Raw genomic sequence first — 9,380 nt, forward strand, 5'->3', positions numbered from 1 at the left:
TCTACCATCCCACAAGGCGGTTTAAATGGGGAATCCCGGTTTAGAATATCACAAAGACGCCTCGTCGCTAACCATCGGATAACAAAACTTAAAAATTTTGGGTGTCGAGGCACTTGACAGGTATGTAGCTAAATTACAGACTTGAGAAATGGCGAACGCCGCCAAGACTGCCGCTTTGACAACGCGGTGTCATGGCATGTGGTGCGTCCGGGGGGGCTAATCGAATGACTGTCAGGATGGACTGTACTGCCATGCCACGCTTTTCAGGCCAATTTCCTCTGTCTGCCACACAGCGGCAAATCCCTGAAATGATCCCGTTCCTAAGGTCGGCGCCTCAATGAGCGGTGATCTTGTCCTGAATGGGGGCCGCGTCATTGATCCGGCTCAGGGCATCGACCGGATTGCCGATGTGGTGATCGCCGCGGGCAAGATCGTCGGGCTGGACACTGCACCGCCGCCCGCTGCCGAAACTGTCGATGCCAGCGGCGCAATCGTGACGCCTGGCCTCATTGATCTGCACACCCATCTCTACTGGGGCGGCACCTCGCTTGGGGTCGATCCGGACGCCTACGCGCTCAAGACAGCCAGCCCCTTGCTGGTGGATGCAGGCAGCGCCGGGCCGGGCAATTATGCGGGCTTTGCCAAACATGTGATCGGCCCGGCCTTTCCGCGAATCCTGTCGTTCCTGCATGTCAGCTTTGCCGGAATCTATGGCTTTTCGGACAGGGTGAAAGTGGGGGAAAGCCACGACATGCGCCTGATGGCGGCACGGGATTCGGCCGAGGTCGCCTTGAAATACCCCGACACGATCATCGGCATCAAGGTCCGCATCGGGGCCCATGCAAGCGGACCTTCGGGCATAGCACCGCTGGACGTCGCCATGGCCGTGGCCGAGGAAACCCGCCTGCCGCTGATGGTCCACATTGACGAGCCGCCGCCCAGCTACGGCGAGGTCGTCTCGCGGCTGCGCAAGGGCGATGTGCTGACCCACTGCTTCCGCCCGTTTCCCAATGCGCCGGTCGATGGCTACGGAAAGGTGCGCCCCGAAATCCGGGCTGCACGTGAGCGCGGCGTGATCTTTGACGTGGCCCATGGCATGGGGTCCTTTTCATGGAAATCTGCGCGGGCGATGCTGGAACAGGATTTCCGGCCGGACGTGATTTCATCGGATATCCACGCCTATTGCCTCGATGGACCGGCGCACGATAATCTGCATGTGATGACCAAGTTCATGGCTCTCGGCTGGTCCCTCTCCGAGGTGATCGAGGCGGCCAGCGGCGCGCCTGCCCGCGTGCTCGGGCTGTCGGACCGTGGCCACCTGCGTCCCGGTGCTCTGGGCGACGTCAGCGTCTTTCGAAAGACCGAGGGCGTCATCGACCTGACAGATGTCCGCGGCGAGGTGGTGTCCTTCGACCGGCGCCTGACCCCCGTGGGCATCGCCGTCGGCGGCGAATGGAGAGCGGCATGAGCTTTGCTTTCGACCTGTCCGGCAAACGCGCCTTTCTGACGGGGGGCAGCCGCGGCCTGGGCCGGGAAATGGCGCTGGCGCTTGCCCAGGCGGGGGCGGACATTGCCTTGGTCGCGCGGCCTTCAGATGCCTTGGCATCCACAGCGGATGAGATTGGGGCGATGGGGCGCAAGGTCTGGACCTTTGAGGCAGACATGGGATCGCCCGAGGCAGCCGAGGCCGTCTGCCACCGCGCCCTGACCGAAGTCGGCAGCTTTGACATTCTGATCAACAACGTCGGCGGACGGCGGGTGAATGTGCCGACCGAAGACCTTGACCTGGCAACCTGGACCCGGTTGCTTGACCTGAACCTGACCTCGACATTCATCTGTTCGCGCGTGCTTGGGGCGGCGATGATTGCGGCGGGGAAGGGTGGACGGATTTTGAACGTGGCCTCGATCAATGGACTTGTGGCCGGACGCGGGATCGGCGGGCGACACTATGAAACGGCCAAGGCCGCGGTCATCCAGTTCACCCGCACGCTGGCCGTCGACTGGGCCAGGCACGGCATCACAGCCAATGCGATTTGTCCGGGTCTCTTTGCGACCGCGCCAAATCTGAAGTGGAAAGAGACGAACCCCGAAATCATCGACGGACTGGTTGCGGACATACCCATGGGAACAATGGGCGATCCCCGCGATCTTGGTGCGCTGGCTGTCTATCTTGCATCGGACAACGCCCGTTTCATGACCGGCGCAAGCCTGATCATCGACGGCGGCCAGACGTGCCATTGACGAAAACAACAACAGGGAGACTGACATAATGAAACTGAGAAACCTTCTAGGCGGGATCGCACTGGCGGCGCTGATGGCGGCCCCGGTGTCGGCGCAGACGCTGCGCTATGCGACCATCGGCGAACCCCCCAGCCTCGATATCCAGATGGGCACCGCCACGCTGGCCTCGACCATTGCGCAGCACATGTTCGAATCGCTCTATGCCTTCGACGAAGCCAATGCGCCGCAGCCGTACCTTGCGACGGGCGAGACGATTTCTGACGACGGCAAGACGATCACGATTACCCTGCGCGAAGGCGTGATGTTCCACAACGGCGACGCCTTGGACGCCGAGGATGTGGCCGCATCGCTGAACCGCTGGGCCGAATTCGGAGCGCGCGGCAAACTGCTGGGGTTGGTTTCGGCCGAGGCGACGGGTGATCTGGAAGTCAAATTGACCCTCGAAGCCGCGAATGGTGCCTGGAAAAGCATTCTGGCCTATATAAACGGTGGACCGGTCATCTATCCCGCCGAAATCGTCAGCGCCGCCGCCGGAGAGCCGATTGCCGCCGAAAACTTTGTCGGCACCGGCCCCTACAAATTCGGCGAGCTGCGCCCGAACCGCTATGTCGAACTGCTGCGTTTCGACGAATTCACCCCCAATCCGGACCCAAGCAGCGGCTCATCGGGTGAACGGGTGGCAAATTTCGAAAAGCTTCAGTTCGTTCCGGTGCCCGACGTCGGCACCCGTGTCAGCGGCGTTCAGGCCGGCGACTACGACTACGCCGAATTCATCTCGGGCGACCTTTACGGGTTGGTCCGCGACGATCCCGCCACCCAGGTCAAGATCAGTGACGCGCCGATCTTCGGACTGATGTTCATGAACTCGGAAACCGGCCCGCTTGCCACCAACACAAAACTGCGTCAGGCCATCATGACGGCCCTGAACATGGAGCAGGCCCTGCAGGTCTCCGTCGGGGAACCGGAGCTTTTCGAGGCCAGTGGTTCGTACTTCCCCGAAGGCAACATCTGGCACACGACCGCCGGAACCGAAGCCTATAACCAGGGCGACCCCGAAAAGGCGAAAACCCTGGCCGCAGAAGCGGGCTATGACGGCAAACCGATCAAGCTGCTCGTCTCGACCAACTACAAGGCGCATTTCGATGATGCCAGCGTCTTCACCCGCCAGCTGGCGGATGCCGGTATCAACGTGCAGCTGGTCGTCGTCGACTGGGCAACACTGCTGCAACTGCGTGGCCAGTCCGCTGAATGGGACATGTTCATGACCCACCACGGCAGCGTACCGGATCCTGTTCTGCTGACAGTTCTGAACGACAGCTACCCCGGCTGGTGGAAGTCCGACGAAAAGCACGAGCTGATGGCCAAGTTCACCGGTACCTCGGACCTGGAAGCCCGTCAGGCTGCATGGGCCGAATTGCAGGCGCTGATCTACGAACAGCTTCCTGTCGTGAAGGTCGGCAACATCCTCTCGTATGACATCGCCTCTCCCGATCTGAAGATGCAGTTCGGAAAGGCTCCTGTCTTTCCGTACTTCTGGGGCGCCTCGAAGTAGGACATAAAGCGTGGGACGATATTTCCTGAGACGCACCGGCGCGGCGATCATTACCTTGATCGCCGCGTCGATCATCATCTTTGGCTTCATTCACCTGATACCGGGCGATCCGATCTATGTGATGCTGGGTGACGGCGCGACCCCCGAACAGGTGGCCTTGCTGCGCAATCGCATGGGCCTGGATGAGCCGCTGGTGGTCCAGTACATGATCTGGGCTGGCAACGCGCTGCAGGGCGATCTGGGCCAGTCGATCTTTTTCGACACGCCCGTTACCCAGGTCATAAAGGAGGGCGCCGAGACGTCCATTCTGCTGGCAACGATCACGATGGTCTGGATCATCCTCTTCGGCGTTCCCGTCGGCATCTTGTCCGCGATCCGTCAGGGCACCTGGATTGATCAGGGTCTCTCCGGTCTGGCGATGCTGCTGGCCTCTGTGCCCACATTCTGGGTGGGCCTCTACCTGATCCTCATTTTCGCCGCCGGGCTTGGCTGGTTTCCAAGCTCTGGCTTCCCGTCCATCTTTGAAGAGGGCGGGCTGTCGAACCTGCGCTATCTCATCCTGCCCAGCCTGGCATTGGCCGCGCCCAATGCGGCGCTTATCCTGCGGCTGACGCGCGCCTCGATGCTGGATGTCGCGCGCGAGGACTATGTGCGCACCGCGCGGGCCAAGGGCATCCGTCCATACCGCGTCGTGCTGCGCCACATCCTGCGGAATGCGCTGCTGGCGGTGGTCTCGGCCTTCGGGTTCACCTTTGCGGCCCTGATCTCCGAGGCCGTCGTGACCGAGACGGTCTTTGCACTGCCCGGTATCGGGCGCACCGTGGTCCAGTCGATCCTGCGCCGCGACTATCCGGTCATTCAGGGCGTGATCCTGGTTACTGTCTGTCTCTACCTCGTCATAAATTTGCTGGTGGACCTGTCCTACAGGCTGCTCGACCCAAGGGTGGAACTGGAATGATGCAGACCCTCGCGACCTGGACGCGACCGGCGATATCCCGCCCCCTGACAACACTGGGGGTGATCTTTCTGCTGACCGTCGTCGTGTTCGCGGCCTTCTCGCCCTGGATTGCGCCCTATGCGCCAGATCAGATCGACCCCGCGAACCGGCTGCTGCCCCCGGGCGGCGCCCATCTTCTGGGGACCGACCACTTCGGCCGCGACACCTTCAGCCGCCTGGTCTACGGCGCGCGACTGGCCTTGCTGATCGGGATCGGCGTGGTGGGATTTGCCCTGGCCTCGGGCGTGCCGATCGGGATTTTGTCGGCGCTTTACCCGGCACTGGGCCGGGTCCTGATGCGGATGGTCGATGTGCTGATGTCCTTTCCCTCGCTGCTGCTTGCCTTGGGGCTTATCGTCATCTTGGGGCAGGGCGTGTTCAATGCGATCCTGGCCATCGGCCTGATCTACCTGACCACCACGGCGCGTATCGTTTACGGCGTGGCGCTGCGACTGCGGGCCGAACCCTATGTCGAGGCCGCCCGCAGTGCGGGTGCGGGAACCTGGTGGATCATCACCCGGCATATCCTGCCCAACATGATCTCGCCGCTTCTGGTGCAGGCCAGCTTTGTCTTCGCCTTTGCGCAACTGGGCGCCGCATCGCTGGACTTTCTGGGGCTGGGGGCGCCGCCTGATATTCCCTCATGGGGCAACATGCTGGCGGAATCGCGGATCTACATCACCCGTGCATCCTGGCTGTTGCTCTGGCCGGGGTTGATGATCGTGCTGACGGCCTTTTCCCTGAACCTGGTGGGCGATGCGATCCGCGACCGGATGGATCCGCGGTTCCGTGAAATGGTGGGAAGATGAGGGCGCAATGCTGAACGTCGACAACATCGTCGTCTCGGTACGGAATGGTCCCGACATCGTGCGCGGTGTCTCGTTCCGGATCGAGCCGGGCGAGATCTTGGGGCTGGTGGGTGAATCCGGCTCTGGCAAAAGCATGACCTCGCTGGCGCTGATGGGCCTGCTGCCACCGGCACTGCACCTCAGCGCCGGGTCCATCACGCAGGACGGGGCAGATGTCACGCATCTGGCCCCCCATGAACGGGTGCGCCGCAAATGCGGCAAGATGGCGATGGTGTTTCAAGAGCCGATGACCTCGCTCAACCCGGTGCTTCGGATCGCCGAACAGATCGAGGAGGCCGTGCGCGTCCACGATCCCGACACCGATGCCAGCCCCCGTGCCCGAGAGTTGCTGGACATGGTCCGCATCCCCGACACGGCGCATCAGATGCGGTCCTTTCCGCATGAGTTGTCCGGCGGGATGCGTCAACGGGTGATGATCGCCATTGCGCTGGCCTGTCGGCCTCAGGTTCTGATAGCGGACGAGCCGACGACGGCCTTGGACGTGACCGTGCAGTTGCAGGTGCTGGGTCTGATCCGCGATCTTTGCAACCGTCTTGATATGGGCGTGTTGTTCATCACTCATGATCTGGGCGTCGTAGCGCAACTGGCCGACCGGGTGGCGGTGATGTACGCAGGCTCGCTGGTCGAGAATGCCGACGTCGAGCCGCTGTTCCGCGCGCCCTTGCACCCCTACACCGGCGCGCTGATGGCCTGCCTGCCGAACCCGGAATCCGATGATGCGGTAATGGCCACAATCTCGGGCTCAGCGCCGCGCCCCGGAGCCATTCCGCCGGGGTGTCCCTTCTCACCGCGCTGTTCGCGGGCGCAGCAACCCTGCCTCTCCGGCCCGGTGCCCTGCGCCAGAGGCGTGGCGGGCCAGACTGCAATGTGCCACTTTCCCCTGAATGAAAGCGTCCTCGCATGACTGATGGCACCGAGAACATCCTGGACATTCGCGATCTGCGAAAAGGGTTCAAGGTGCGGCGCAAGGGCGAAACCCACGAGGTTCTTGCGGTCAACGGCATCTCGCTGACGGTCCGTCGCGGCGAGACCCTGGGCATAGTCGGCGAATCCGGTTGCGGCAAGTCTACCCTGGCGCGCGTGCTGCTGGGCCTGACAAAGGCGGACGGCGGCTCTGTCATGCTGGACGGCGAGGATCTGTTGGGGCGCAATCGCCGGAACATGGCCGAAACCCGGCTGAACGTCCGCATGGTGTTTCAGGACCCCTACGCCTCGCTCAATCCGCGTCGGTCGGTAGGCGATTCAGTGGCGGAAACCGGCGATATCCACCGCATTTTCAAGAACCGTCACGACCGTGCCGAACGGGTAGGACATGCGCTGGATCTGGTCGGTCTTGGCGCCGGGTTCGCAAGCAGCTATCCCCATGAACTTTCAGGTGGTCAGCGTCAGCGCGTCGGCATTGCCCGCGCCATCCTGCCCGAGCCCGCCCTGGTGATCGCGGATGAACCCGTTTCGGCGCTGGATGTGTCGATCCAGGCGCAGGTGCTGAACTTGCTGGCCGGGTTGAAGGCGCGGCTGGGTCTGACGCTGATGTTCATCAGTCACGACCTGGGCGTCGTGGCCAAGATCTCGGACCGGGTCGCGGTGCTGTATATGGGCGAGGTGGTCGAGATCGCACCGGCTCGCGCGCTTTTCACCGATCCGCGTCATCCCTACACAGAACTGCTTCTGACCGCGATCCCGCGTCCCGATCCGTCCAAGCGGATCACCGGCGCCATCGAGGTCAGTGAACCACCCAGTCGCCTGCGCAAACTGGTCGGCTGTCCCTTCCGCGAACGCTGCCCCCGCGCCACCGCAATCTGTGCCACCGACGCGCCGGTTTTGCGTTCAATCGCACCCGAGCGTTTTGTGTCCTGTCACCACGCCGAAGACGCGATCAGAGAGCCCGCCTGACGCCAGCTTATTTCGGCGAGGGTGTAAGGCTTGCGTACCAGGCGGACAGAGCGTCGATGTCCGCCTCGGAAAGATCCTGAGCAGCTTCGGTCATCAGATTGGCGCGCGGGCCGCCGCCGCGGCCGTCCTCGTGCCACAGACGCAGTTGCGCCGCGATATAAGGTTGATGCTGCCCCGCCAGCCGCGGCATCAGCGCGTTGTCCTTGACCGGCTCGGGGCCGTGGCAGACGACACAGGCCGGAACGTCGTCGGTACCGCGCCGGGCCAGCTCCTCTCCCTTTTCGACCAGCGCAGCCTCTGTATGCCCGGGCTGTCCAGCTACCGCCGTCGCGGGCAAGTCCGCATAGTGGCGCAGTACGGTTGCCAGTTCGGTCACGTCTATGGCACCGACCGCGTGCTTCATGAAACCACTGGCACGCCTTCCCGACCGGTAGTCGGCCAGCGATTGAGTGATATAGGCTTCGGTCTGCAAATCCAGCCGGGGGATCAGGGGGCTTTCGCTGACCCCCTCGGTGCCGTGGCAGCCCGCGCAATAAGCAAGCGCGTCACCCGCACCGGTGGTGCCGCTGGGCGGGGGGGTGCCGGACCGGACGGTTTCCAGATAGGCCACGACGGCCCAGACCTCATCCTTACGCGCGGCAGGCCAATGGGGCATGCCGGTCAGTTTGATGCCCTCGTAGATAATCCAGTGTAGCTGCTGCGGTTCCCAGTCGCCGGGCAGGTCAGAGATATGCGGCGGGGTCGGAACCATCGACAGGGCGGTGACGCTGCGGTCCTGGCCGGGCAGGGCGTGGCAAAAGGCGCAGGCGCTTTCGAAATGTTTCGCCCCCAGTTCGGCCAGACCTTCAGCCGACAGGTCCGGGACGGCCTCGGCGGGTCCCGCGCGCAGACTGACGGAGCTTTCGAAGGTCGATCGCAGCACCCAACTGACGCCGGGCCAGTGACCGGTGCGGGCCGATACGTTGTAGAGCCCGATTATCATTGTGGTCCCGCCAAAGATCGGTTCTGTCGCAAATTTTGTTGAAGTTTGAGTGCGGGGATGGGCTGGACACAATTATGCTGCGAGCGCCGCAAACTGCTGAAACGCGGTGAGGCCGTTGGTATGGATCTGCCCCTTTCGGATCATGTGCGCGGTCTCGATCCCAGCCAGTGTCGCCTCGGCAGAATGGAAGGCCTTGAAGCCAAGCATCAGGCCCGTGATCCGCTTTACGAAGCGATGATCTTGTTCGATGATGTTGTTGAGGTATTTGACCTGCAGTATCTTGATGGTGTTGCATGAGCCCGTGAACTTCAGGATCACATTGACGCTTTGCAGACCCGCCAGATTAGCGCCGCTTTTGTCGATGACGACACGGTCAGGCACGCCGTTCGTGCCAATCGCGCGCTTGAAAAACCGACAGGCCGCAGCCTTGTTGCGACGCTCAGACAGCATGAAATCAAGGGTTTTTCCCGTGTTGTCGACCGCCCGGTAATAGTAGGTCCATTTGCCTTTAACCTTGATGTAGGTTTCGTCCATGCGCCAAGATTCGGCCGTTGGTTTCTTGCGGGACTGCGCTTGTGCCGCCATCAGCGGCGCAAACTTAACCACCCAACGGTTCAGCGTCCCATGGTCAACATCAACGCCACGCTCCTCCATGATCTCCTCGAGATCGCGATAGGAACCAGGATAGCGCAGATAGAAGAACACGGCGTACAAGATCGCTTCCTTTGGGAAATGTACGCCCTTGAAGTCAACCATCGCTCCGCCCCTCTCGTCCGCCACCTCTGCCGGAAAATTACTGCCGCATCACGTGACCCGGCGAAAGTCAAAAAAGTTTGCGACAGAACC

The 9,380-nt window shown here is 62.3% G+C and carries 9 protein-coding genes; 7 read left to right on the top strand and 2 right to left on the bottom strand.

Annotated features, from left to right (window positions below; translation table 11 throughout):
* Positions 1-337: 337 nt before the first annotated feature.
* From MCRY_RS21895 to MCRY_RS21925, 7 genes are read left to right on the top strand one after another with little or no spacing between them, the layout of a single operon-like run.
* A complete protein-coding gene (locus MCRY_RS21895) occupies positions 338-1,468 on the top strand; it encodes an amidohydrolase/deacetylase family metallohydrolase (RefSeq protein WP_085633844.1) in 1,131 nt (376 codons plus the stop codon).
* Positions 1,465-2,241 (top strand): SDR family NAD(P)-dependent oxidoreductase, encoded by a 777-nt coding sequence (locus MCRY_RS21900; RefSeq protein ID WP_085633846.1) that lies wholly within the window; start codon positions 1,465-1,467, stop codon positions 2,239-2,241. The genes MCRY_RS21895 and MCRY_RS21900 overlap by 4 nt, the downstream gene beginning before the upstream one ends.
* Before the next feature lie 28 nt (positions 2,242-2,269).
* The gene (locus tag MCRY_RS21905) at positions 2,270-3,793 is read left to right on the top strand and encodes an ABC transporter substrate-binding protein (protein ID WP_085633848.1); all 1,524 of its coding nucleotides are present in this window, start codon (positions 2,270-2,272) and stop codon (positions 3,791-3,793) included.
* Positions 3,794-3,803: 10 nt separating this feature from the next.
* Positions 3,804-4,751 carry an ABC transporter permease gene (locus MCRY_RS21910; protein WP_085633850.1) on the top strand — a complete coding sequence of 316 codons (948 nt, stop codon included), beginning with the start codon at positions 3,804-3,806 and terminating at the stop codon, positions 4,749-4,751.
* Positions 4,748-5,599, top strand: coding sequence for an ABC transporter permease (locus tag MCRY_RS21915; RefSeq protein ID WP_085633852.1), 852 nt, complete (start codon positions 4,748-4,750; stop codon positions 5,597-5,599). The genes MCRY_RS21910 and MCRY_RS21915 overlap by 4 nt, the downstream gene beginning before the upstream one ends.
* 7 nt (positions 5,600-5,606) lie before the next feature.
* The gene (locus tag MCRY_RS21920; protein ID WP_085633854.1) at positions 5,607-6,563 is read left to right on the top strand and encodes an ABC transporter ATP-binding protein; all 957 of its coding nucleotides are present in this window, start codon (positions 5,607-5,609) and stop codon (positions 6,561-6,563) included.
* Positions 6,560-7,552: an ABC transporter ATP-binding protein gene (locus tag MCRY_RS21925; RefSeq protein WP_085633856.1), complete on the top strand. Its 993-nt coding sequence runs from the start codon at positions 6,560-6,562 to the stop codon at positions 7,550-7,552. The genes MCRY_RS21920 and MCRY_RS21925 overlap by 4 nt, the downstream gene beginning before the upstream one ends.
* A gap of 7 nt (positions 7,553-7,559) precedes the next feature.
* On the opposite strand, the gene MCRY_RS21930 is transcribed toward MCRY_RS21925, so the two are convergent.
* Positions 7,560-8,534, bottom strand: a complete 975-nt coding sequence (locus MCRY_RS21930; protein WP_085633858.1) for a c-type cytochrome — start codon at positions 8,532-8,534, stop codon at positions 7,560-7,562.
* A 72-nt stretch (positions 8,535-8,606) separates the two neighbouring features.
* Positions 8,607-9,290: an IS6 family transposase gene (locus MCRY_RS21935; protein WP_085633860.1), complete on the bottom strand. Its 684-nt coding sequence runs from the start codon at positions 9,288-9,290 to the stop codon at positions 8,607-8,609.
* Between the last annotated feature and the right edge of the window lie 90 nt (positions 9,291-9,380).

The organism is Marivita cryptomonadis (assembly GCF_002115725.1).
Lineage (GTDB): Bacteria > Pseudomonadota > Alphaproteobacteria > Rhodobacterales > Rhodobacteraceae > Marivita > Marivita cryptomonadis.

What these genes read in the sequence shown, in the direction of transcription:
- MCRY_RS21895 (WP_085633844.1), top strand. Translation starts at nt 338, where the DNA reads ATGAGCGGTGATCTTGTCCTGAATGGGGGCCGCGTCATTGATCCGGCT.
- MCRY_RS21935 (WP_085633860.1), bottom strand. Translation starts at nt 9,290, where the DNA reads ATGGTTGACTTCAAGGGCGTACATTTCCCAAAGGAAGCGATCTTGTAC.
- MCRY_RS21900 (WP_085633846.1), top strand. Translation starts at nt 1,465, where the DNA reads ATGAGCTTTGCTTTCGACCTGTCCGGCAAACGCGCCTTTCTGACGGGG.
- MCRY_RS21915 (WP_085633852.1), top strand. Translation starts at nt 4,748, where the DNA reads ATGATGCAGACCCTCGCGACCTGGACGCGACCGGCGATATCCCGCCCC.
- MCRY_RS21905 (WP_085633848.1), top strand. Translation starts at nt 2,270, where the DNA reads ATGAAACTGAGAAACCTTCTAGGCGGGATCGCACTGGCGGCGCTGATG.
- MCRY_RS21925 (WP_085633856.1), top strand. Translation starts at nt 6,560, where the DNA reads ATGACTGATGGCACCGAGAACATCCTGGACATTCGCGATCTGCGAAAA.
- MCRY_RS21930 (WP_085633858.1), bottom strand. Translation starts at nt 8,534, where the DNA reads ATGATAATCGGGCTCTACAACGTATCGGCCCGCACCGGTCACTGGCCC.
- MCRY_RS21920 (WP_085633854.1), top strand. Translation starts at nt 5,607, where the DNA reads ATGCTGAACGTCGACAACATCGTCGTCTCGGTACGGAATGGTCCCGAC.